At 41.0% G+C, this 24,025-nt stretch carries 17 protein-coding genes and 1 pseudogene; 14 read left to right on the top strand and 4 right to left on the bottom strand.

The window, feature by feature from the left end; genetic code table 11:
- Positions 1–78 precede the first annotated feature (78 nt).
- Genes recC through L1264_RS11890 form a run of 4 tightly spaced genes read left to right on the top strand, consistent with a single transcriptional unit; the run spans position 79 to position 9,499 of the window.
- Positions 79–3,423: an exodeoxyribonuclease V subunit gamma gene (gene recC / locus L1264_RS11905; RefSeq protein ID WP_199526348.1), complete on the top strand. Its 3,345-nt coding sequence runs from the start codon at positions 79–81 to the stop codon at positions 3,421–3,423.
- Complete coding sequence (gene recB, locus L1264_RS11900) at positions 3,410–6,985, top strand: exodeoxyribonuclease V subunit beta (protein WP_235404039.1); 3,576 nt, start codon at positions 3,410–3,412, stop codon at positions 6,983–6,985. Before recC ends, recB begins: the two co-directional genes overlap by 14 nt.
- On the top strand, positions 6,982–9,057 hold the full coding sequence (gene recD / locus L1264_RS11895) for an exodeoxyribonuclease V subunit alpha (RefSeq protein WP_199526350.1): 2,076 nt from the start codon (positions 6,982–6,984) through the stop codon (positions 9,055–9,057). Before recB ends, recD begins: the two co-directional genes overlap by 4 nt.
- Positions 9,044–9,499, top strand: coding sequence for a GNAT family N-acetyltransferase (locus tag L1264_RS11890; RefSeq protein WP_199526351.1), 456 nt, complete (start codon positions 9,044–9,046; stop codon positions 9,497–9,499). The genes recD and L1264_RS11890 overlap by 14 nt, the downstream gene beginning before the upstream one ends.
- Here L1264_RS11890 and L1264_RS11885 read toward each other — a convergent pair.
- Together L1264_RS11885 and L1264_RS11880 are read right to left on the bottom strand one after the other, a co-directional pair.
- A complete protein-coding gene (locus tag L1264_RS11885; protein ID WP_062565213.1) occupies positions 9,496–10,125 on the bottom strand; it encodes a trimeric intracellular cation channel family protein in 630 nt (209 codons plus the stop codon). The genes L1264_RS11890 and L1264_RS11885 overlap by 4 nt on opposite strands.
- 116 nt (positions 10,126–10,241) lie before the next feature.
- A complete protein-coding gene (locus tag L1264_RS11880; RefSeq protein ID WP_199526352.1) occupies positions 10,242–11,531 on the bottom strand; it encodes an amidohydrolase in 1,290 nt (429 codons plus the stop codon).
- A 56-nt stretch (positions 11,532–11,587) separates the two neighbouring features.
- Here L1264_RS11880 and L1264_RS11875 point away from each other — a divergent pair, with 56 nt between their 5' ends.
- From L1264_RS11875 to L1264_RS11850, 6 genes and pseudogenes are all read left to right on the top strand, one after another.
- The gene (locus L1264_RS11875) at positions 11,588–12,250 is read left to right on the top strand and encodes a Crp/Fnr family transcriptional regulator (RefSeq protein WP_199526353.1); all 663 of its coding nucleotides are present in this window, start codon (positions 11,588–11,590) and stop codon (positions 12,248–12,250) included.
- A gap of 54 nt (positions 12,251–12,304) precedes the next feature.
- Entirely contained in the window at positions 12,305–12,709 is a 405-nt protein-coding gene (locus L1264_RS11870) for a hypothetical protein (RefSeq protein WP_199526354.1), read from the top strand.
- Positions 12,710–12,814: 105 nt separating this feature from the next.
- Positions 12,815–13,318 (top strand): Mpo1 family 2-hydroxy fatty acid dioxygenase, encoded by a 504-nt coding sequence (locus L1264_RS11865; protein WP_199526355.1) that lies wholly within the window; start codon positions 12,815–12,817, stop codon positions 13,316–13,318.
- Positions 13,319–13,339: 21 nt separating this feature from the next.
- Entirely contained in the window at positions 13,340–14,128 is a 789-nt protein-coding gene (locus tag L1264_RS11860; RefSeq protein ID WP_199526356.1) for an SDR family oxidoreductase, read from the top strand.
- 177 nt (positions 14,129–14,305) lie between these two features.
- Positions 14,306–15,307 (top strand): annotated as a pseudogene (locus L1264_RS11855) (branched-chain amino acid aminotransferase); the annotation flags it as partial.
- A gap of 171 nt (positions 15,308–15,478) precedes the next feature.
- Entirely contained in the window at positions 15,479–17,632 is a 2,154-nt protein-coding gene (locus L1264_RS11850; RefSeq protein ID WP_199526358.1) for a prolyl oligopeptidase family serine peptidase, read from the top strand.
- Between the two features lie 63 nt (positions 17,633–17,695).
- Here the strand turns inward: L1264_RS11850 and L1264_RS11845 are convergent, their stop codons facing one another.
- Together L1264_RS11845 and L1264_RS11840 are read right to left on the bottom strand one after the other, a co-directional pair.
- Positions 17,696–18,787 carry a DUF481 domain-containing protein gene (locus L1264_RS11845; protein ID WP_199526359.1) on the bottom strand — a complete coding sequence of 364 codons (1,092 nt, stop codon included), beginning with the start codon at positions 18,785–18,787 and terminating at the stop codon, positions 17,696–17,698.
- A gap of 226 nt (positions 18,788–19,013) precedes the next feature.
- A complete protein-coding gene (locus L1264_RS11840; protein WP_135925001.1) occupies positions 19,014–20,309 on the bottom strand; it encodes an anti-phage deoxyguanosine triphosphatase in 1,296 nt (431 codons plus the stop codon).
- A gap of 216 nt (positions 20,310–20,525) precedes the next feature.
- Here L1264_RS11840 and L1264_RS11835 point away from each other — a divergent pair, with 216 nt between their 5' ends.
- The 4 genes from L1264_RS11835 (at position 20,526) to L1264_RS11820 (ending at position 23,754) form a co-directional block, all read left to right on the top strand.
- Positions 20,526–21,344, top strand: coding sequence for a glucosaminidase domain-containing protein (locus tag L1264_RS11835; protein WP_138558904.1), 819 nt, complete (start codon positions 20,526–20,528; stop codon positions 21,342–21,344).
- A complete protein-coding gene (locus L1264_RS11830) occupies positions 21,337–22,005 on the top strand; it encodes a DUF2987 domain-containing protein (RefSeq protein WP_199526360.1) in 669 nt (222 codons plus the stop codon). The genes L1264_RS11835 and L1264_RS11830 overlap by 8 nt, the downstream gene beginning before the upstream one ends.
- Before the next feature lie 528 nt (positions 22,006–22,533).
- The gene (ppk2, locus tag L1264_RS11825; RefSeq protein WP_135924996.1) at positions 22,534–23,424 is read left to right on the top strand and encodes a polyphosphate kinase 2; all 891 of its coding nucleotides are present in this window, start codon (positions 22,534–22,536) and stop codon (positions 23,422–23,424) included.
- 15 nt (positions 23,425–23,439) lie between these two features.
- Entirely contained in the window at positions 23,440–23,754 is a 315-nt protein-coding gene (locus L1264_RS11820; RefSeq protein WP_199526361.1) for a hypothetical protein, read from the top strand.
- The last annotated feature ends 271 nt before the right edge of the window (positions 23,755–24,025 follow it).

Below are 24,025 nucleotides of genomic sequence, written 5' to 3'. Positions count from 1 at the left end.
GGTATTTCTCTCTATCCCATCTAATTAAAATATCTTACACTGTGTCAATTAGTTAGTTTCAAGCAAGGACAGTGTAAAGTGCTGAATATAATTCAATCAAATCGCATGGAAGCACTGCAAGCGCGGTTTCACGCTCTTCTTAAAGTTAATCCATTAACGAGCCCCTTTAAAAAAGAAATTGTGCTTGTGCAGTCACCGGGTATGTCGCAGTGGCTAAAAATAGGTTTAAGTGAACACTTAGGGATTGCCGCTCAGGTTGATTTTCCGCTGCCTTCGAGTTTTATTTGGCAGCTTTACCAACAATTATTGCCTGATGTACCCAGTGAATCACCGTATAACAAAGCTAACCTTGCTTGGAAGCTGTTTGCGATTTTACCAAACTGCATTGATGAGCCGCTGTATTTACCACTGAAAACCTATTTAGATGGTGACAGTGAGGGGCAAAAAACCTTTGCCTTGTGCGAGAAAATTGCCGACGTTTATGACCAATACTTAATGTATCGCCCTAATTGGATTGCCACTTGGGAGCAGGGCATCGATGAACTTGATGATGTTGATGTAGGCATTGCGCCATGGCAGCCAGATCTCTGGCGTAAGCTGGTGGCGCACAGTAAAGAACTTGGGCAAAGCCAATATCACCGCGCCAATATGCAAGACAAACTCCTTGCAGCCCTTGAAAAAATGGACGCAAGCCAATTACCTGAGCGTATTAGCTTATTTGGTATTTCTGCAATTGCGAGTAGCCAGCTTGAAGTATTTCAGGCCATTGCGAAAAAAACGCAGGTGTTTTTGTTTTTCTTTAACCCAAGTGAACATTACTGGGGCGACACACTCGATGAAAAAACAGCAGCCAAGATTGCTGCTAAATATGCCAAACGCCCGCAGTTACAAGCGCTTGAAGACAGCGCGAAAAACCCTGATCACGAGTACTTTTTTATTGGTAACCCATTACTCTCGTCGTGGGGTAAATTAGGCCGAGACTATTTTGAGCAGTTACTACAACTGGATGCGCAGTGGCTTGACGGGTTCGATAACGATTTTGATCAAAGCTTGCTATCGCAAATACAGTCCGAAATTTACCAATTAGCCTTTAAGGGCGAATCACTTACGCCTGATAAAGAATGGTTTATTAATGACGAAGGCAAACTGCCAATTCAGGCAGATGACACCAGTATTGTGCTGAGTGATTGTCACACGCCACTACGCGAAGTCGAACGACTACATGATTACTTACTCAATTTATTCAATGAAAATAAAGCGCTAACACCAAAAGATATTATTGTAATGATGCCGGATGTTGGCACATACAGCCCGTATATTGAGGCAGTGTTTGGTGGTGCAGAAGGACGACGCTTTATCCCTTATGCGTTAGCCGATTTAGCCATAGAGCAAGAAAAGCCCGTGCTTAGTTCGTTTGCTAGTTTAGCTGACTTACCATACTCACGCTTTGGTGTGTCTGACATTCTTGATTTACTGCAAGTCACACAAATTGCCGAGAAGTTTAACCTCGAAGCCCATGAATATGAGCAAATTGGTTTTTGGCTTGAACGCGTTGGCGTTAAATGGGGCTTAGATGCCGCCCACAAAGACAGTTTTGGCTTACCCGCAATAGATTTAAACACTTGGCAACATGGCCTAAACCGCTTGTTACTTGGCGTTGCGCAACGTGATGAACAATTGCCGTTTTCGGGGATTTACAGTGCCGATGAAGTTGAGGGCATGGCATTAAATACCTTAAATAAACTCATTGAATTTATTGATGTACTGGCCCGTTATAAAGCCAAGCTGCAAGCTGATGCACCACTTAACGAAAAAGCAGAAATTCTAAAAGAATTATTAAACGATGTGTACAGCGATGAAGGCGAACAAAGCTGGGATTTATTAGTGCTGCAAAAAGTGCTCGATACACTGATTAAGCATTATGACAATGGCGATTACCAACAAGCTGTTTCGCAGCGCATTGTTAGTTACCTTGTAAAACAAGGTATTCAAGAAAAAGGCGTAGGGCAGCGCTTTTTAGTGGGGCAAGTTAACTTTTGTACGTTGATGCCAATGCGTGCGGTGCCATTTAAAGTGGTGTGCATGCTAGGTTTAAATGATGCAGATTACCCGCGTACCGTTCAGCCAATTGGTTTTGACTTAGTGCCTTTCTCAAAACGCCAAAAAGGCGACCGCTCTCGTAAGCTCGACGACCGTTACCTGTTTTTAGAAGCGATTTTAAGTGCCCGTGAGAATTTATACATCAGTTATATTGGCCGTTCTTGCTTTGATAACCAACCAAGAATGCCCTCAACCTTAGTGAGCGAGCTTTTGGAATACATAGCCCGTAGCTTTGAGTTTGCTGATCAAGACACTCACTTAAAGCTACCAGAGGCGCTGATTAATTATCAGCACTTACAGCCATTTAACCCAGCTTATTATCTGACCACTAACAAAGAAGGTAATAAAAGCCAAACTGATGACGAGCAAAAAGCAAACAAACCGTTAGCCACACAATTACACAGCTATAACCCTGTGTGGATGCCAACTCAAGCTGTTAATCCTGAACCTCAGCAAGCGCTTAGTGTCCAGCCAGAAAGCAGTGTTGAGTTAACTCAGTTTATTCGCAGTATTTGCCAGCCGCACGAGAGCTTTTATCAGCAAAGTTTGGGTTTACGCTTACCGCAATTTAACGATATTGCAAAAGATGAAGAGCCATTTAGTTTAGACGCATTACGTCGCTACTTTTACCTAGACGAAATTCTCGAAGCCAGCATTCAAGAAATTCCTCTGAACCAAGCGCAAATAATGCAGCGCGGTGAGTTACCCCAAGCCCATGTTGGCGATCTTGTATTTGAAAGTATGCAGCACCGAGTTGATGCGCTTGCAGGGCAAGTGAAAGCACATATTCAAGGTGATGAAGCATTACCCGTTGAAGTAAATATTAAAATTGCCAATACCACACTGGAAGGTTGGTTAAATCATATTTATGGTCAAAAACAGGTGTTTTATCGCACCGCCAGTATTAAAGCAAAAGATGTTATTCGTGGCTTTGTGCATCATTTAGCGGCGCAAATAATGGGTCAGCCAGTTGAAACCCTTATTCTTGGCTTAGACAAGCAAATTAGTTTTTCACCCTTGTCAGAAAACGATGCCCGCAAGTATTTAAACGATTGGTTCTCGCTTTATGAAACGCTTTTAACTCGCCCAGTGGCGTTCTTTCCGGTCAGTGGTTACGAGTATATAAAAACAGATAAAGATATGGTCAAAGCAAACAATAAATTCGCACCGCAATACATAGGCATGGGTGAGGGTGAAAATCCGTATATTCGTTTAACCATAAAGAGCCTTAAAGACTGTGAAGAAGAGTTTATAAAATGGAGCGAGCTGCTGTTATCGCCACTCGTTGAATTAGCACAGGAGGCCGATCATGCAAACGCTTAATCCAATGAGTATGGCGCTGTGTGGGCAAAGCCTTATTGAAGCCAGTGCCGGTACAGGTAAAACCTATACAATCACAGGTTTGTATTTACGGTATTTGTTGGGCTTACAAAAAGCGACCGGGGAAGATGAAGCATTAAATACGCCGCTTAGTGTTGAGCAAATCCTAGTGGTGACCTTCACTGAGGCCGCCACCCAAGAAATTAAAGACCGTGTGCGAGCGCGTATAATCAATGCCAGAGATGCTCTGCTTGGCAAAGAGCCCGATGATGAGCTGATTGAGCAAGTAATTGACGAGGTAACTGACAAACACGCCGCATTTGATTTGCTAGACGCTGCGGCAAAGTCGATGGATGAAGCCGCTATATTCACCATTCATGGCTTTTGTCAGCGAATGCTGAAACAACATGCTTTTGAGTCAGGGGTGGCGTTTAACTTAGAGTTTATTTTAGATGAGCGTGAGCTTATTCAAGAAACCCTTAATGACTTTTGGCGTGCTTTTGTTTACCCACAATCAAAAGAGCGCACGCAAGCAATTACCGATATTTTCCCAGTGCCTGCGTCACTGTATTCACAGGTAGTGAGTTTACTCAATAAACAAGGGGCAACAATCACCCCCGAGTATGACCTTGATGAAATATGGCAAGCACGCGATAACTTTGTGGCAAAAGTCCCGGCATTTAAAAAGGCGTGCCGTGAGAGTGAGTTTATTAATGCTGTAAAAGCGTCTGATTTAAGTGGCTCAAAAACCCCAGGGCGAAAAAACAGCCTTGCAGCGCTTGAAGAATACTTAAACAATGACGAGTTGTTTTTTGTATTTGGTACCAATAAATACTCGTTTGAAGTGTGGAGCACAGAGAATTTAAGCGACCCTGCAAATTATAAGAAAAACGGTAGCTTACTCAGTCACGAAATGCTGGCTCGGTTTGATGAAATGGCGCAACTTAGTAGCCTTATCAATAACGGATTGAATATTGCGATAGTGCAATACGCAGCTAAATGGGTCGCAAATGCACTAGTTAAACGCAAGCAAGAACAAGGTGTTATTACTCCAGATGACTTACTGAGTAACTTGCATCAGGCGCTTTTAAGTGAGCAAGGCCAAGCATTAAGTGAAAAAATTGCGGCTTTATTTCCAGTTGCCATGATTGACGAATTCCAAGATACCGACCCAGTTCAATATGGTATTTTTAGCCGTATTTATGGCATTAAAAACACCACCCTTGCCATGATAGGTGACCCAAAACAGGCAATTTATGGTTTCCGTGGTGCAGATATTTTTACTTACATTGGCGCAAAACAAGCCGTAGCAAAAGACAAGCAATACACCCTAGATACCAACTATCGCTCAAGTGAAGGGGTTGTTGATAGCGTAAACCGCTTATTTTCTAAAAATGACAATAGCTTTATTTATAACGACGCAATCCCATTTCAAAAGGTTAATGCGAAGGGAAAACGGCAAGACAAAGCGTTTTTAATAAACGGTGAAATGCCAAGTGCATTTGAATTTTCGGTTTTTGTTGATGAATACGCCGAAGCCAACAACAAGCCAACCAGCAAAGGGATGGCTCAACAAGCGTTGGCTTTGCAATATACGAAAAAAATCACCGAGCTACTCAAGCAAGCTGATGCAGGCGCTGCAACCATTGCAGGAAAACCTCTTACCGCCGCTGATATCTGTGTGTTAGTGCGTGACCGAAACGAAGCACAGCTGATGAAAACTGCACTGGCAGAAGCCGCCATTGCCAGTGTGTATTTATCGCGTGATAGTGTTTTTAACCAAGAGCTTAGTCATCATTTACTGAACTTTTTAACGGCATTGCATGGTCAGTATGATGAATCATTACTGCGCGGTGTACTTGCCGGGCCATTGTTTTGCTTAAGCTACAACCGCATTTATCAGCTTCACGAAAATGAAAGTGCGTGGCAAGAACATTTAAACTTTTTTGCTCAGCTCGCTCATATTTGGCATAAACAAGGCGCTATGGCGATGCTTGAGCGTTTATTAAGCCATAACCAGCTCGCAGCGCGTTGGCAAGGCTTAGGTTACAACGTTGAGCGCTGGCTCACCGATTTCCGCCATTTAGGGGAAATCTTACAGCAAAAGCAAATCGAGCTTGAGGGCACCCACAGATTGCTGCGTTGGTTTGCACAAAAAGTTAGTCAACAAGATGGTGAAGCGGTGCAAGTACGCCTAGAAAGCGATGCAAATTTGGTGAAAATTGTCACCATGCACGCCTCAAAAGGCTTAGAGTACCCGATTGTATTCATGCCGTTTGCCTGTGGTTATCGCGAAAGCAAAGAAGCCCTTTACCATAAAGACGGTAAGCTGATTTATGACCTTGCTAAAAGTGACGACGCAATGCAAAAAGCAGAGCAAGAGCGCTTGGCTGAAGATTTACGCTTGCTCTATGTGGCATTGACTCGTGCCGTGCATTTTTGCTCTGTGGGTATGTATAACATTGCCCAAGGTCGTAGTGCTCGCCCTGGAATTCAAAGTACCAGCATTGGCCACGTATTATTTGCAGGGTTAGAGATTAAATCGGGCGATGAATGGCGCGCGTTGTTACAACAATTTTGTGAAGGCTCTGCGCACATGCACTATGAGGTGTTTAGCCAAGCAGATGAGCTTGAAAAGTTAACATTTGCTGGTGCAGACAGTGAGCAAGCCTATCAAGTTAATACTGTTAAAGCAGACATTCAGCGTGATTGGCGCTCAACCAGCTTTAGTAGCTTAACGCTGAAAAAGCATACTGAACATATTGAACTTGGCCGCAGTGATGAAGACCACGAAAAAGATGAGTTTTTAGCCCAAAATGCCAATGCTTTAACACCTTACAGCTTCCCTAAAGGGGCAAAGCCGGGTAGTTGTTTGCATGAAATATTTGAGCAATTAGACGTTACTGACCCTTATGCGTTAAAGCGTCCAGCCACTGAGCAAGACGGCCACGCACTAGATAAAGTGATCAAAACGTTATTCGAAAAATACCATATTGACGATAGTTGGCAGGAAATGACCGAGCAGTGGATCCTTGCTGCACTGAATTGCCCATTAAACGATAAAGGGCTTAGTTTATCAGTACTTGAGCCCGATACCTGTTTAGTCGAAATGGAATTTAACTTACCGCTGTTATCGCTCTCAAGCGATAAGCTTAACCAAGTGTTAGTAAAACACTTTAACTTACCCGGGCAGCTTGATTTTAGTGAGGTGCAAGGCTTACTAAAAGGCTTTATCGATTTAATATTTTGCTGGCAGGGTAAGTATTATATTCTTGATTATAAATCGAACTTTTTAGGCAATAGTGCGGCTGATTACCACCATGAGCAACTAGAACAGGCCATGACCAGTCACCAGTATCATTTGCAGTATTTGATATATACCGTGGCATTGCACCGCTTATTAAAACAACGTATTCATGATTACGATAGCGACACGCATTTAGGGGGTGTTTACTATACCTTCTTACGTGGTATGAGCGAAGGGCAAGGGGTGTATTTCAATCAGCTAACAAAACAGCAAATAACTGAGCTGGATAGTTTATTCGCACAAGGAGCCATGCTATGAGTCAACTGACATTCGGCTTTGATGACCATGAGCCAAACGAGCCAATGAATAAGCAGCCAGCACAACATGCCCAAAGTGATTCAGCGCTGCCTGCCACAGAACTTAAAACACAGCCGTTACTGAGTTATTTACTTGAGGCAAAACGTATTCGCTTAGTTGATGTGAAACTCGCAGAGCTATTGACTGGCACAGAGACTGTAACCGGTTCACAAACACTGATAGAGAATAACAAAGCAGCGCACAGTGAGGTTTTTTACCTGATTTTATTGCTTGCGGCAGCGCAGCAAAGTCAGCACAGCTGCTTGGAGCTCGTGAATATAAACTGGCAAAATCCGTTTGAAATTAAACAGCAAAGCTTAGCTGATGCCAGCATTGCAGCCCCTGAGGTTTTAACCCCGTTTGCGACAGAATTTGGCCTTTCTGATGCCGTTAATAAACTAATTAATGCTGAGTGTGTAGGGAACGACAAACCACTGCTATTGTTTGCGAATAAACTTTATTTTGCTCGATTGGCAGAGTACGAAACCACACTGGCTTCGCGTTTACATCATTTAGCAACGAAAGAACTCACCCTTGATGAAGCCGCATTAACAGCATTACTTGAGGTGTATTTTCCTAGCAGTGAGCATACACCCAACCCAAGCGATCCTATTAAAACATTAAACTGGCAAAAAGTAGCCTGTGCAATTGCTGCAACAAAAGGCTTTAGTGTGATCACAGGCGGCCCGGGTACCGGTAAAACCACCACGGTAACTAAGCTACTAGCTATTTTACAATCTTTGTATGTCAGTGCGCCGCTAACAATTAAGCTGGTTGCACCGACAGGCAAAGCGGCAGCTCGTTTAACCGAGTCGATTTTAGGGGCAAAGCAAAAGCTCAGTATGATCCCTAATAATATCGCGCCACTTATTCCTGAGAGTGCGCAAACGATTCACCGTTTACTGGGCGTTATTCCGCATACCAATAAGTTTCGCCATAATAAGCGTAACCCACTGCATTTAGATGTACTGATCATTGATGAAGCATCGATGGTTGATTTGTCACTTATGGCAAAACTCATCGAGGCATTACCGAGCCATGCAAGGCTTATTTTACTGGGTGATAAAGACCAATTAGCCTCGGTTGATACGGGCAGTATTCTTAGCGACCTCTGCCAAGGGTTAGAGCTTGGCAAAATGCCAGATTACAGCAGTGAAAGAGCAGCGCAGCTTAATCGCGTTTGTTTTAATAATCAGAGCGAGATACCTGCGGCGAGCAGTCATTTTGTACTTAACGATTGTATTGCGTTTTTACAGCAAAGTTATCGTTTTGATGGCAGCAGCGGCATTGGTCAATTAGCACAAGCTGTAAATACCAATAACACAGGCTTACTGGGCTATGTAGAGCAAACGATTAATCAAGGTGGCTTTAAAGACCTTAAACTTAATTACAGCGTAATTAGTAAACCGATAGAGCAGTTTGTGCAACAAGCGGCGTTGCAATACCACGATTATTTGCAACTTATACAGCAAGGGGCAAGTGTTGCCAGTGTGCATAAAGCATTTGCGCATTATCAGTTACTAGCTGCCGTCAGAGAGGGAGATTACGGTGTAAATAGCCTTAATCAGCGTATTGAAAAAGCACTGGCTCAACAAGGTTTAATTTCGCCATATCAAAGGCATTATGTGGGTATGCCAATTATGATCAGTCAAAACGACTATCAGCTAAAACTGTTTAATGGCGACATAGGTATTTTAATGCATGATGAGCAAGGTCAGTTAAAAGCCATGTTTGTTGATGAACAAGAAAATATTCGCGCCTTTTCGCCTGCACGTTTACCTGCTCACGATAAAGTGTATGCCATGACAATTCATAAGTCGCAGGGCTCTGAATTTGCTTACACTGCAATGATTTTACCACCAATAAAACAGGCTAATCAGGGCATTAACAGGCAATTGGTCTATACGGGGATCACCCGTGCGAAAACCACATTTGAGCTGGTGGCCGATAAAAATGTATTGCTTATGGCGATGAATAAATCTGTTACTCGTGCATCAGGTTTATACGATAGATTAAAACATGAAGCTAGTTAAAGTAACGAGTGAGCAACTCAACGAGTTAATGGGTTGGTTTAACACAGAGGCAGAACTGCGTATTTGGTCTGGGCCATTTTTTAGTTATCCATTTGATACGCAAAGCTTTAAAAACGATTTAAACCTAGATAAGCTGAATTCTTACGCGCTGGTTAATGACGAAGGCCGCATGTTAGGGTTTGGGCAATACTATTTACGCGAAGGGCGTTGCCATTTAGGGCGGCTAGTTATCGCGCCAAGCGAGCGTGGTAAAGGTCTTGCAAAAGTGCTGATAAACTTACTAGGAGAGCAGGGCAAACAGCAGTTGCAGTGCGATAGCTTGTCTTTGTTTGTGTATACCCACAATACCCTTGCTAAAACAGCCTATGAAAAACTGGGTTTTATACAAACCCAGTATCCAGAGGACATGCCACTCGATGGCTGTATTTATATGACTTGCTAAGAGCGTTTAAAGCTGCTTTTACGAAACAGATTAGGTTGCCAGCCAAAGTGTATGGCGCCTAATCTTAAACATACCGTCACAGCAAATGCGCCAAGAATGCACCAAATATAACTCACCTCAAGGGTGAATAAAGCCGCGTAAGTTAATCCGCCAGATAAGCAAGCGGTTGAATAAAGTTCTTCGCCCATTACTAAAGGCACTTCTCGGCAGATCACATCACGCATCAGGCCACCAAAAATACCTGTGGTCATACCCATGGTGATGGCTACAACCATATCTGCGCCGCCAATCAGTGCCTTTTCGATACCGATAATGTTGAAAATCGCCATCCCTACAGCATCCATTAATAGCATGGTGGTGTTACTTAAATCGGGTAAGTGACGAATAGATAAAATAGAGGCGAATATGGCTATATAAGTTGCGTACAAATAATCGGGCTGAGCTATCCAAAATACTGGTTTGTTAAGCAATATGTCTCGAAGTGTTCCACCCCCAAGGGCTGTGACTGTGGCAACAACCACCACACCAAAACCACCGACACTTTTTTCATGGCCCAGCAAGGTGCCAGAAATAGCAAAAAACGCTACACCGATAATGCTTAAAAAATGAAAGTATTCAGATGTCATGGGGCTTCCTTACCTGTTTATAGTAATCTAACCCTAGCAAAATGAACTTTATTGATGCTGAACAGCTAAGAAAATAGGGCGGGTAGTGATGTCACCCGCCGGTAAGAAAATTATTATTATTTTAGGTAATCAACCACTAATTGCGTCATTGCGTTTACACCAAGCTGTAAAGCTTTTTCGTCTGCAAAAAAGTGTGGTGAGTGGTTACTAGGTGCTGTAACTGCATCTTGACCTTTTGGTGTGACACCTAAGAAAAAGAACATGCCTGGTGTTTCTAAGGCGTAGTAACTAAAGTCTTCGGCACCTGTGATAAGTGGTGTTGTGATCAGGTTTTCTTTACCAACTACACCAGCAAGTGTTGGTGTCATTTTCTTGGTTAATTCAACATCGTTCACTGTTACTGGGTAACCATGGTCAATGTGAACATGTGCTTCTGCGCCACCTGATTCAGCTACCATCTCAGCGGTTTTAGCTAAACGTTTTTTTATGTCAGCACGCATTTCTTGGTCAAAGGTACGAATTGTGCCCACCATTTCAACTTCATCAGGGATGATGTTGTTACGCACACCGCCATTAATGGCACCAAATGAAACCACAGAAGGCGCTTTGGTCACATCAACTTGGCGAGAAGCGATGGTTTGTGTTGCCATAATAATTTGTGATGAAGCTACAATTGGGTCAACCCCATTCCAAGGACGTGAGCCGTGAGTTTGGCGGCCTTTTACTGTGATTGTAAACTTGTCGGCGCTGGCCATTAGCGGCCCTTCACGAAAACCAATTTGTCCGGTATTAAGTGAGCTGGTTACGTGTAAACCAAACACGGCTTCTGGCTTTTCTTTAAATAAGCCTTCTTTAAGCATAAGCTCAGCACCACCTTCTTCGCCATCTGGTGCACCTTCTTCAGCAGGTTGGAAGACAAACAGAATATCACCCGCGAGCTCTTCTTTAATTTTTACTAAAGACTCAGCGGCTGCCATTAAAATAGCCACATGGTTATCATGACCACAGGCATGCATTACGCCAACGGTATTGCCTTTGTACTCTGTTGTTTGCGTTGACGCGAAAGGTAAGTCTACTTGCTCTTTCACAGGGAGTGCATCCATATCAGCACGCAGGGCAATAAGCGGGCCTTTTTTGCCCCCTTTAAGTTTGGCAACAACACCGGTATGAGCTACACCTGTTTGAACCTCAAGGCCTAATGAACGTAAATGCTTAGCCACGTATTTGGCTGTTTCAAACTCACGGTTACTAAGCTCTGGATATTGGTGTAAATGACGGCGCCATTTAATGACCTTTTCGCTGACGCTTTTATTGGCAGACTTAAGTTCAGTATTAATATCACTAGCAAATGCAGGGGTCGAAATCGCACTGAGAAGTAGGCTGGTCGAAAGTAGTTTGTTTAACATCCCGTATCCTTTTATTATTAGTTACTAATTATTTAATCAATGTAAAGTATAACCACTTGAATGAACAAGATCTTTCGGTAATTAACCAAGACAAATGGTTTAAAAATCGCACACAATTATTTAAAGACAAGCTAGTTAAACATGCTAAATTAATCACCTTAAAGGCAGGTGATGCATTGTTTTTGCGTGGTGATGAAAATACCGGTCTGTATTGTGTTATTAATGGCGTGCTTAGAGTTTCTGGGGTTAATAGCCAAGGCAAAGAAGCGGTGCTTAGTTTTGTAACCAGTGCGATGTGGTTCGGTGAGGTTGCTTTGTTTGATGGCGGTCATCGCACCCACGATGTGTATGCACAAACTGCGGTACGGCTACTACACGTGCCTGAGCGGGCATTAACTCAGTTATTACAAGAGCATCCCGCTTATTGGCATGATTTTGGGCTGTTGCTTACCGATAAAGTGCGAAGCCTGTTTGACTCCTTAGAAGATCACGCACTCCTTACAGCAAAGCAAAAGGTGAGTAAGCGGTTATGTATGCTTTATCAGTCGTCACTCCAAAGGTGTTTGCCGCTTACCCAGCAACAACTTGCCGATATGACCTATTTAACACGGCAAACCATTAATCAAATATTACAATCCCTACAAGCTGATTCAATTATTAATCTTAAATATCAATCAATTGAAGTAATTGACATCGAAAAATTACAATCTCAATGCTAGTTTGGAACTAAAATTGCTACAAAGTTGTAATGAAGCTTAAACGGAAGATAACTTGTGGCAATAACATTTCATAATCAATATAACCCTTATCACGCTTCGGCTGCTGCTAAGCTGTCGCAAACAACCCGCATCGATGATGTGAAGGCCATGCATACGCCTGCATCTTCAGCACAGCAACTTTTACAAAAGCAGTCTGAGCCCAGTTCTTTTTTAGCACAGGCGCAAGAAGCCTTGGTTTATCAGCGACTCGGGGTTGATAAAGAGAAAATTGACGAAATAAAAGCGCAAATAGAAAAACTTGCCGAACAAATGCAGCAACAAGGTGCCGACACCAAAGCGCTGCAAGAAAAAATGAATGAGCTGCAAGCGATGCTTGATGAAGAATATCAAAAAGGACGCGAACGCATGGATATGCAACCAGAAGCTGAAAAAGGCAAAGTTATTGATGCGCTGGTTTAATGTGTGAGTTTAATATAGCCATTTTGAAATGTCGGTTAGTTGACATTCTTGACGGTGAATTTTCTGCTAATCTGAGTTTTGAACACAGTTTTGGCAGGAAAAATAATGAAAACTTTAAAACAACAACTGACAAATTACGCTCTCTATCACCGCTCTAAACGTAATATTTACACCCATTTTATTGGCATCCCATTAATTGTATTTGCGATTATTTGTTTATTGCAACGCGTCACGCTTATTTCAGAGCCTGCTGTTATCTCCTTGGCAACAGTGGTGATTGTACTTAGCTGTCTTTATTACTTGATGCTAAGTTTATCAATGGGGTTAATTATGGCTGTATGCTTAAGTTTGTTGAGCATTGCCGCTGAGCCCGTGGTGTCACTTGACGTGGAATTATGGCTAGCGGTAAGTATTGGTAGTTTTGTTGTAGGTTGGGTATTTCAGTTTATTGGCCATTATTTTGAAGGTAAAAAGCCAGCCTTTGTTGATGATTTAATTGGTTTAGTAATAGGGCCTTTATTTGTATTAGCTGAGTTATTGATTATGCTTGGTTTTTATAAAGATATTGCTGAACATATCGAACAACATGCAGGCCCTAACAAAGCATAACAACAATAAAAAGGAACACATATGCAATTAAATGGTAAAACAGTTTGGGTAACTGGGGCATCTTCTGGAATTGGTGAAGCACTTTGTGAGCAATTAGCTGCAAAGGACGCAGTACTGATATTGTCTGCTCGTAATGAAGAAAAACTCAACGCTCTAAATACAAGGCTCGGTGGCAATCATCATGTGGTTGCCCTAGATTTGGCAAAACCCGAAGCCTTACTTGAAGATATGCCCGCAGTGATTGAGCGAATTGGCCGCATTGATGTGCTTATCAATAACGGTGGGGTGTCGCAGCGTAGTTTATTTTTAGAGAATGAATTTACGGTTTATCGCCAACTGATGGAAGTGAACTATTTTGGTTTAATAGCTTTAACCAAAGCGGTAGTACCGCAAATGGTTGAACAGGGTATGGGCATGGTCGTTTCAATTAGCAGTGTAGCGGGTAAAGTCGGTTCAAAGTTCAGAACAGGTTATTCGGGTTCTAAATACGCGGTAGTGGGTTTTATGGATTGCTTAAGAGCAGAGTTAGCCGACAAAAATATAAAATGTTTAACCATTTGCCCAGGTTCAATTAAAACTGCAATTGCGCATAATTCGTTAGATGGCCAAGGTAAACCGCAAAATAAGCCAGAGGAATCAATCGAAAACGGCATGGATGTGGCAAAAGCGGCTGCAAAAATGATTAAAGCCATTGAAGCCGAGAAAGATGAAGTTGTTATTGGTGAAGGAATAAGTGGTTTAGCACCGACTATAAAGCGTTTTTTCCCGGGCTTTTTTAATCGCCTCACAGCAAAAATGAACTACAGGTAATTTCGCTTAGTAAGCGTATAAATAATTATCATTAAACAATGCGCACATGGGTTGCGCATTTTTTATACCAGGCGAACGTTTTTTTATCGTTTTTATCGAGAAAAGGCACTAGTTTGCTATGGTTAAACAGGGATGGATTAGCATACAATGGGGCAAAAGTAGTCCAAACAAGAGAGAACAACAATGGCCGCATTTGGTACTGTATTTATGCCACAAATGATCCAAGCACGTTTTGCTGATAACTCATGGAGTGAAAGCGCGCTGGTCCCATCTGATAAAATCGAATTACATGCGGGTGCACACGTATTACATTACTCAAGCACCTGTTTTGAAGGATTAAAAGCGTTTCGTCACGAAGATGGCTCGGTCTATATCTTTCGTATGGATGCTAACATTGCTCGTATGAAGCAAAGCTCTAAGTTACTAAACTTACCTGACTTTGACGAAAGCATGCTTGAGCAAATGATCAAAGACATTGTTAAAGAGTATGCAGACGAAACACCAGCACCGCCGGGGTCTATGTATATTCGCCCAACTCACATTGGTACAGAAGCCGCAATTGGTAAAGCCGCTGCGCCGTCAATGAGTTCCTTGCTTTATGTATTACTTTCGCCAGTGGGTGATTACTTTGCAGGTGGTGCTACTGCACTGCGTGTATTACTTGAAGAAGACGGCATGCGCTGTGCACCTCACATGGGTATGGTTAAAAGTGGTGGTAACTATGCAAGTGCATTAGGTCCAATCTTACAAGCTCGCTCTGATCATCAAGCTGACCAAATTTTATTCTGCCCAGGTGGCGATGTTCAAGAAACCGGTGCTGCGAACTTTATTCTAATTGATGGTGATGAAATCATCACAAAAGCACTTGATAGCACATTCCTACACGGTGTGACGCGTAATAGTATTTTAACGATTGCGAAAGATTTAGGTATGACCGTATCTGAGCGTAACTTTACTGTGTCTGAGCTACTTGAAAGAGCTGCTAAGCCGGGCACTGAAGCTGCATTATCAGGTACCGCTGCGGTACTGACGTCGGTTGGCACGCTTATTCATAACGACCAAGAGTTTAAAGTGGGGTCGGGTGAACCAGGTGAAAAAGTCGCTAAATTACGCCAAGCATTGAATGATATTCAATGGGGCAAATCAGCAGATACTCATGGCTGGTTAACAAAAGTATAATTACGCAAACAGTGTTTACTATTGCGAAAAATTAAAGGCCACGCTATTGCGTGGTTTTTTGTTTTTACATTGGTTTACAGCGCTTCCTGTGTTTGACCGCAAATAACTAGACATTCTTTTGTATTAACTTTACTTTCATTTTGTTAACAATAACTAAAAAGTAAAATTATTATGATTAAAAAAGCGCTTGCTTGTGCAATTGTGGTTGCACTGACGGGGTGTAGTGAATCTACCCCAACACAAACAGAACAAACTATAAAAACTGCAGAGGTTAAAGCTGCTGTGAATTATCCAGAAACGAAAAAAGGCAATGTTGTTGATGAGTACTTCGGCCAGAAGGTAGCCGATCCGTATCGTTGGCTAGAAGACGACATGAGCGAAGAAACGGCGCAATGGGTAAAAGCCGAAAATGACGTTACCTTTTCTTATCTTAAAAATATTCCTTATCGCGATGAGCTTAAAACCACTCTTGAAAAGCTGATGAACTATGAAAAAGTCACAGCGCCATTTAAAGAGGGTGAGTACACTTACTTTTATAAAAACGATGGCTTGCAAAATCAGTATGTGGTTTACCGTAAAAAAGGTGACTCTGAAGCTGAAGTGTTTTTAGATCCAAATACTTTCAGCGCCGATGGCACAACCTCAATGTCGGGCTTAACTTTTACTGAAGATGGAAGTTTAGCTGCTTATCAAATTTCTGAAGGTGGTAGTGACTGGCGTAAAATTATCGTTATTGATACAGCGACTAAACAGCCTATTGAAGAGGCATTAGTCGATGTTAAGTTTAGCGGTATTTCGTGGTTTGGTAACGATGGCTTTTATTATTCAAGCTACGATAAGCCAAAAGGGAGTGAGCTGTCGGCAAAAACAGATCAACATAAGGTCTATTATCACAAGTTAGGCACAGCACAAGCTGATGACCAATTAGTCTATGGCGGTACAGAAGCACAGAAACATCGTTATATTGGCGCTGAGGTAACGCGTGATAATCGATACCTAATAATTGCTGCAAGTACTTCAACATCAGGTAATAAACTGTTTATCAAAGATTTAACTAAGCCTGACAGCAAGTTAGTGAAGATTTTAGATAACACTGACTCAGATACATCAATTATTGATAATGATGGCTCGAAACTGTATTTAGTGACTAACTTAAATGCGCCAAATATGCGTGTAGTGACAGTTGATGCCGCTGATCCAAGCCCAGAAAATTGGCAAGATTTAATTCCTGAAACTGACAATGTACTTAGTATTTCAAAAGGCGGTGACTATTTCTTTGCTAAGTATATGGTTGATGCGATTTCGCAAGTAAAACAGTACGATAAGTCAGGTAAACTAGTGCGTGACATTCGTTTACCGGGTGTGGGCACCGCATATGGCTTTAGCGGTAAGCACGACGCTGAAACGCTTTATTATTCATTTACCAATTACACCACACCAGGCAACATCTATTCATTTAATGTTGATTCTGGCCAGTCTGATGTATATCGCAAGTCGGGCGCTCAATTTAATAGCGAACAATACACATCTGAACAAGTGTTCTACACATCTAAAGATGGCACTAAAGTTCCGATGATAATTTCATATAAAAAAGGCACTGAGCTTAACGGTAAAAATCCAACAATTTTATATGGCTATGGTGGCTTTAATGTAAGTTTAACACCAAGCTATAGCCCAACTGTTGCCGCCTGGCTTGAGCATGGTGGCGTGTATGCTGTTGCTAATATTCGTGGTGGTGGTGAATACGGGAAAGAGTGGCATGTAAATGGTACACAGCTTAAAAAGCAAAATGTTTTTGACGATTTTATTGCTGCTGCAGAATACCTTAATGAAAAACAATTCAGCTCACCTGATTACCTAGCGGTACGTGGTGGCTCTAATGGTGGCTTATTAGTTGGTGCGGTTATGACGCAGCGCCCTGAGCTATTTAAAGTAGCACTACCTGCTGTAGGTGTATTAGATATGTTGCGTTATCACACCTTTACTGCCGGTGCTGGTTGGGCGTATGACTACGGCACCAGTGAGCAAAGTAAAGAAATGTTCGAGTACTTAAAAGGCTACTCGCCAGTTCACAATGTTAAAGAAGGTGTTAGCTACCCTGCAACGTTAGTGACAACAGGGGATCATGACGACCGTGTTGTGCCTGCGCATTCATTTAAGTTTGCGGCTGAGCTACAAGAAAAAGGTGCGAAACAAAATCCGTATCTAATTCGTATTGAAACAAATGCAGGTCATGGTGCAGGAACACCAACCAGTAAAATTATTGATCAATACGCTGATATTTATGGCTTTACCTTATACAACATGGGTGTTAAATCGCTATAAGATAATATTTACTCAACTATAATAAAAACGCCGAGCTTAAGCTCGGCGTTTTTATAGCAATTGCTATAAATCTATACCCAGTGCGAAAATCATTTTGTAATCTTCTTTTTCGGGGACTACACCATTTTCATCGGCTATCGGGTCGGATAGATAATCCCAGACTAATGAAATATCAAAATCAATGTCATCAGTAACGTCTATTTCAAAGCTTGCCATTGCATACTGTGAATCGCCACCAGTGTCTTCACTGGCTGTCAAATATCGATAGTTAAAACTAAAATCGATATTTTTGGTTACTTCCAGTTCGTAATTAGTGCCAACAAAATAAGACATTGAAGAATTTGATTTATCTTCACCATTTGCAACGGTATCAAACTCTGTTTTTTGATAAGCAGGACCTGTTGAAAAGTCCCACTCAATTTTGTCGGTATCCATTACGTAATAACCTACACCCGCACCTACAGTGTATTTATTGGCAATGTTTTGAAATGGGTCACGATAGTATTCAAAGAAAATAGGGCGAAAATACATTTTTTGCGTATAAAACCAGTCGAAGGTTCCATTTGCTCGTATGTTATTTTTAGTGACTTGCTCATCGCTGGTGGTGCGATACCCTAAAAATTCAGCTAAAAAGCGACTCGACGCTGTTCTGCGTTTGATATCGGCTCTGGCTGAATATTCAGTTTGATCAGTATTACCTCGAGATAGGTCGGCGCCCAATGATATTTTTACTGTCCAAGCACTAAGCTCACTATCAATTGACGGAGCGATAGAGACTAAATCACGATAACGATACTTAGCAGGAGCATCACCTACTTTTACATAACCACCCGATATATTTAGTGTGCCGCTGAGTTCTTCACCATCATTAAAACGAACTGTGTGATGACGTTCAGAAATAATCATGTAGACATCTTCGCGGTCGATCATCAGGGTATCGAGTACGTCGCTATCGAATTCGAGCTCCTTATCGTACATTGAAACGAGCTCACCTTTGAGCCATTCACCAGAGTTAAGTCGGATCCAATCAAAATGAGTGGCATCTTTTATGATTATGCCGCGTTCTTCAAGTAGTGGATCAGGAAGTGATTCTGCTGCATAGCCTGTAAATGGGCTAGCAACTAATAAACCAAGAAGCAGGTGTTTTTTGAGCATTATTTCAATCCATGTTTAATAAAACCAGCCCACGTTACTATAGGCTCAAATTGAGCAGAAATACCTACAAAGCTCTGACAGGATGTACAAAGTTCATCAAAGTATTCGTGTCTCAAGCTGCCCATAAGGTAAGCAGATTGGCTAAAATCCATAAAGAATTAGTAGGTTATTTGCTAAAATAACCTACTTAATTTTAGAACATAATATTTAGCTGTTCAAAAAATAGTTAGGCTGAGGGTAAAAATAATCGTTGATAGGTTTTATATGCATACTCGTCACTCATACCTGATAAGTAATCACAGATCACCCGCATTGCATTACCATTATTGTTGTGTGCGTTTAACCACATCTCTTGAGTTGTTTCTGGTAATAAACGCATCGGGTCGCTAGCAAAAGCGCTAAATAATTCTATAAGCAGGTTTTGCCCTTTAAATTCAACCTGTTGCATTTTAGGTTCACGAATTAAACGCTTGAATACAAATTGTTTGAGCACATTGAGTATTTTTGAAAACTCATCAGGCAGGCTAACGGTATATTGTAAAATCTCTGATTCGAATTCGTTATTTTGTACCTCTAAAGAGGCATGGATAATAAATGTATTTACTAACTCACCAATGGCGTCTTTGCGTTCATATTCATGATGTGAGAAAAGCCTTGCGGTAATTGCACTTAAATGAGTTGTTAACCAAGGTGAATTGAGTTCTTGTAACTGAATAAGAGCATGGTTTTGCCAATCAGCAAACGTTAATACTTCAGTGGCAATCGCATCTTCTAGGTCATGAACTGCATAGGCAATATCATCTGCCAATTCCATTATTGCAGAGTCAATAGACTTATAATGAGTTTTAGACCTAAACTCATCCACCTTGTAGTGGCTAGTCAATAATGCTTTGTCGTTTTGTGATAGCGGCGCAATAATCCAATTAAAAACATCGTTATCATCTTTGTAAAGCCCTTTAGCCGGTCGCCAGTGATCGGCTTTTATGAAACTTCGCGTATCAGATAATGGTGGGATGGTATGCCATACATCATCAATAAACGCAGGGTACTTGATAAATCCCAACAAAGTCCGGCGCGTTAGGTTCATACCATAACCGTTGCTGTAGGGTTCAAGTTTAGAAACAATGCGTAAAGTTTGCGCATTGCCTTCAAATCCACCATGCTCGCGCATCATGTAGTTTAAAGCTATTTCACCACCATGACCAAAAGGTGGATGGCCAATGTCATGAGCAAGACATAAGGTTTCGAGTAAGCTGCCACTCGGGAAGTGTTCAAATTCAGGGTGCTGTTTTTTTAAATGGCGCAGCAAACCACTGCCGATTTGTGCAACTTCAAGAGAGTGGGTTAGGCGAGTACGGTAAAAGTCGTTTAAGCCAATACCCATAATTTGAGTCTTTGCTTGTAAACGTCTGAAAGCAGCGGCATGGATTATTCGAGAGCGGTCAACTTGCCATGGTGAGCGGTTGTCATTGGGACGATATTTTTGTTGATCTATAATTCGTGCTTGCCAAGGTTGGCACATAATAAAAAAGCCTATGGTTTCGCGACTGAGTTAATGAAAGTATACGCAACCGCTTGAAAATTGCGAGTATATTGAATGTATTATGAGACTTTTTAAATACGATTGAGGTGAAAAAAATAGCACCGAATTCGCCAAAGATTGGCTTGTTTGATATACTCCGCCTTTGTATGTGTGTGATGTTACCGCACATGAGTAGTAGTTTACTTGAGAGAATACATGCTTAAATACGTTTTTCAAATTTTACTAGCTGCCTTTTTTACTTGGGCACTGTTGTCACCTTTTATAGATAATGAAAGTGATGTTGACGTATCTTCACAAGACCTTGCAGCTAGCAAGGGCAGCCAGAAAACTATAAAAAAAGAGAAGCCATTACATAATGTTAAACTCCCTGATTTTGCTGCGTTCAGTGATGTAAAAGAGAAGAAACATGCATTTTTTGATTTTATACGCCCGCATGTTGAGGCTGAAAATAAGAAAATTTTGCAGCAAAGAGCAACATTAGAAATAGCTCGTATGATGCTGGAATATAATGAGCCTTTAACAGTTAAACAAAAATCAGATATAAAGAAAATCCTTACCAGTTATAAACTGCCGACGACGATTGATGTACTGTCACTATCTCAGGCATTACGCCGTGTTGATATTATTCCAAAAGAACTTGCTTTGATGCAGGCTGCGAATGAATCGGCTTGGGGAACATCGCGATTTGCGCGAATTGGCCTTAACTTTTTTGGTCAGTGGTGCTACAAAAAAGGTTGCGGTATGGTACCACGCCGTCGTGCTGATGAAGCTGCTCATGAAGTAACGGCTTTTAAGTCTGTAAGAGCTGCTGTAAGCTCTTACTTTAAAAACATTAATACTCATGCGGCATACAAAGATTTACGTTCAATCCGAGCAGATTTACGCCGTCAACAAAAGCCTATTGAAGCCACAGTTTTAACGCAGGGTTTGTTATCTTATTCTGAGCGACGAGAAGCTTACATTGAAGAGTTAAACACAATGATAAATCAAAACAGAGCATATTTTGATGAATAAAGTTATGTCATGTTTCAAGGCGGTAGTGTTAGCCGCTACCTTAGGTGCTTCTGTAGGAACAGCAACCGCAGGCGAGTTTGTTGTTGCATACGATGGCTTTTATGACCGCCTTAAAGTGGTTAACAAAGGTGACTTTCAGTACGCGCAAGTAAACTTTTATTTATCTGACATTGCTACAAATGATGTATGCAAAATTAAGTCAGGGAAAATAATAACAGAACAACAAGAATTTGATCTTACCTATACAGATCAAGCCCAGTTGTTGCTACCGTTTGATAAACAACTCGATACAGATAAGGCGGTAATTGTCGTACAACCTGAGAATCCTCAGCATGATTGCCAATTAAAGCTACAAATTGAAGCAACCAACCTGAGTGAGTTTGCACTGACAAAAGCAAACCTTTATGAGTTAAATGAAGAGTTTGATGAATTGCTATCTGATTTATCAGGATTCTTCGTCAGTAAATTAATGTGGTTTTTGTTGCCAGAGCAACAGGGAGTTGTGCTTAAATTTGCGGATGAAAATGTGGCAATATCAGAGGCAGATAATTGCAAGCAAAGCCGTTGTGCAATAATGGTGACTGATGATTGGCAAGACAATCAAACAAAACTGCAAACAAGTGCTCGGTTGATCAGCGCAACCCCATGGATTGTTAAATAACTGCATCAATAACACGCCCTGTGCGTATGTAAACTGTGCTATATGAGGGAGCTTTTTATGCTCCCTCATTTATTTTAGCTTGCTTTTATATTTAATTAACCCTTTCATCAACAAGTATTGTTCTAATACTATCTTCTCTATTTTTATTTTCTTTACTAATCTTATTTTGTTGGTTTTAAGTTAGGTAAAATAAAAATAATGAGTCAAAAAATATAGCTTTAACTAATTTAGTTAGTCTTCTTACAATAAAAGATCTTAATATGTGAAATTTAATTATTATTTATTAGTAACTTATGTTCTTGTCTATTTAAAGTTGGTAATTTTGTTTGCTAATTTAAAATTAACTAAAAATTATTACATATACTCCTTGGTGTTGTTAGTAAAAAATAACTAAATTAAATATTTTTAAGAGATTTCTATATCGATAAATAATAGATGTAGATCAATAAATAATGCTGCAACTGGCATAAAGTAAAAATATACAGTTCTTAATGAAGGTACGTAAATATTTACTAAAAAGGAGTTGCCATGCAGACAGTAAACGTCGAATCAGTATTAATTAAGCCTACAAAAGTAAGTAAGGGAAAAACTAAACAGGATGTTGTATTTGACTTAAATGTAAAGAACCCAAATTTAAAATGGAATGCTGATGGCCTATATCCATACAAGCGTAAAATGGATGTTGTTGAGTATGAGCGCCATAAACATGAACTTCAAATTGAGCTATTAAAAATGCAAGGTTGGGTGAAAGAGACTAACCAACAAATTGTTATTTTATTTGAAGGCCGTGACGCAGCAGGAAAGGGTGGAACAATAAAGCGCTTTATGGAGCACTTAAATCCGCGTGGGGCGCATGTTGTAGCACTTGAAAAACCCACTACCCGTGAACGTGATCAATGGTATTTTCAACGTTATATAAATCACCTACCTGCAAAGGGAGAAATAATTTTGTTTGACCGTTCTTGGTATAATCGCGCTGGCGTAGAGAAGGTCATGGGGTTTTGTGAAGACCAAGAATACCTCGAATTTATGCGGCAAACACCTCAGCTTGAACGCATGTTAGTTAACAGTGGTATTAAATTATTTAAATATTGGTTTTCTGTGAGTAGAGAAGAGCAATTTAGACGCTTTAAATCACGCCAAAACGATCCTCTAAAGCAATGGAAACTGAGCCCGGTTGATATGGCATCATTAGCCAAATGGCATGACTACAGTGCAGCAAAAGACGCCATGATGTTTCATACCCATACTAAAGACGCACCGTGGACTCAAATTCGTTCTGATGACAAAAAACGTGGTCGTATTAACTGCATGCGTCACTTTTTAAGTTGTTTAGATTATCCAGGCAAAGACCATGAAATTGTTGATCAAGTTGACCCATTAATTGTTGGTGAACCAACAAAAATGTCTCAACGTTAAGATTAGGAGAGTGAAATGGAAATTACAGATCCAATGTATGACGAGCGCCTAGCAAAGTTAGAGAAGAGCCTTGCTAAAAGTAAAAAAGAAGTACAAAGAACCGCTGCGATTGCAAAAGAGGCCGCTGAACAAGCCCAAGCAGCCGTTGATAAAGCAAACGAAGCTGAAAGTATTGCTAAGAATGCTCAAAAACGTCTTAAAGCAGCTAAAAAGCAACTAAAAGAGGCCATAGTGCTCAAGATAGCGCAAAAGAAAGCATCAAAAAAATCTGCCATTAAACGCGCTAAACGTATGGCTAAAAACAAAAAGGCGAAAACAGCAAACGCTTAGTTATAAGTTAAAACTGAATCGTAGCTATTGTTCTATGTTGTGGTTTATGAACAGCTGACTAGGTGGAAGGAATAATATCAGTTGGCAGTCATGCTTAATCATTTAAGAGATTAAAGCTTTTTAACAGCTTTAAAAATTACTTATTTATGACTGTATGGATGTAGTAATTAGCGCAATGTTGAGGCAATTTTCGAGAACAAGTAGATAACGAAGTTTGTGTCTTGTTATCAGCCAGTTTATTGCATCAAAGTAGACGGTTTAATTAAGCGAA

Origin of the sequence: Pseudoalteromonas sp. APAL1 (assembly GCF_021532475.1) — a bacterium.
GTDB lineage: Bacteria > Pseudomonadota > Gammaproteobacteria > Enterobacterales > Alteromonadaceae > Pseudoalteromonas > Pseudoalteromonas lipolytica_C.
The sequence above is the reverse complement of the archived record's forward strand: the minus strand, read 5'-3'. Positions and strand labels throughout refer to the sequence as shown.

What these genes read in the sequence shown, in the direction of transcription:
- L1264_RS11890 (WP_199526351.1), top strand. Translation starts at nt 9,044, where the DNA reads ATGAAGCTAGTTAAAGTAACGAGTGAGCAACTCAACGAGTTAATGGGT.
- L1264_RS11845 (WP_199526359.1), bottom strand. Translation starts at nt 18,787, where the DNA reads ATGCTCAAAAAACACCTGCTTCTTGGTTTATTAGTTGCTAGCCCATTT.
- L1264_RS11885 (WP_062565213.1), bottom strand. Translation starts at nt 10,125, where the DNA reads ATGACATCTGAATACTTTCATTTTTTAAGCATTATCGGTGTAGCGTTT.
- L1264_RS11830 (WP_199526360.1), top strand. Translation starts at nt 21,337, where the DNA reads ATGAATAAAGTTATGTCATGTTTCAAGGCGGTAGTGTTAGCCGCTACC.
- L1264_RS11820 (WP_199526361.1), top strand. Translation starts at nt 23,440, where the DNA reads ATGGAAATTACAGATCCAATGTATGACGAGCGCCTAGCAAAGTTAGAG.
- recB (WP_235404039.1), top strand. Translation starts at nt 3,410, where the DNA reads ATGCAAACGCTTAATCCAATGAGTATGGCGCTGTGTGGGCAAAGCCTT.
- recD (WP_199526350.1), top strand. Translation starts at nt 6,982, where the DNA reads ATGAGTCAACTGACATTCGGCTTTGATGACCATGAGCCAAACGAGCCA.
- ppk2 (WP_135924996.1), top strand. Translation starts at nt 22,534, where the DNA reads ATGCAGACAGTAAACGTCGAATCAGTATTAATTAAGCCTACAAAAGTA.
- L1264_RS11865 (WP_199526355.1), top strand. Translation starts at nt 12,815, where the DNA reads ATGAAAACTTTAAAACAACAACTGACAAATTACGCTCTCTATCACCGC.
- L1264_RS11860 (WP_199526356.1), top strand. Translation starts at nt 13,340, where the DNA reads ATGCAATTAAATGGTAAAACAGTTTGGGTAACTGGGGCATCTTCTGGA.
- L1264_RS11840 (WP_135925001.1), bottom strand. Translation starts at nt 20,309, where the DNA reads ATGTGCCAACCTTGGCAAGCACGAATTATAGATCAACAAAAATATCGT.
- L1264_RS11835 (WP_138558904.1), top strand. Translation starts at nt 20,526, where the DNA reads ATGCTTAAATACGTTTTTCAAATTTTACTAGCTGCCTTTTTTACTTGG.
- L1264_RS11850 (WP_199526358.1), top strand. Translation starts at nt 15,479, where the DNA reads ATGATTAAAAAAGCGCTTGCTTGTGCAATTGTGGTTGCACTGACGGGG.
- L1264_RS11880 (WP_199526352.1), bottom strand. Translation starts at nt 11,531, where the DNA reads ATGTTAAACAAACTACTTTCGACCAGCCTACTTCTCAGTGCGATTTCG.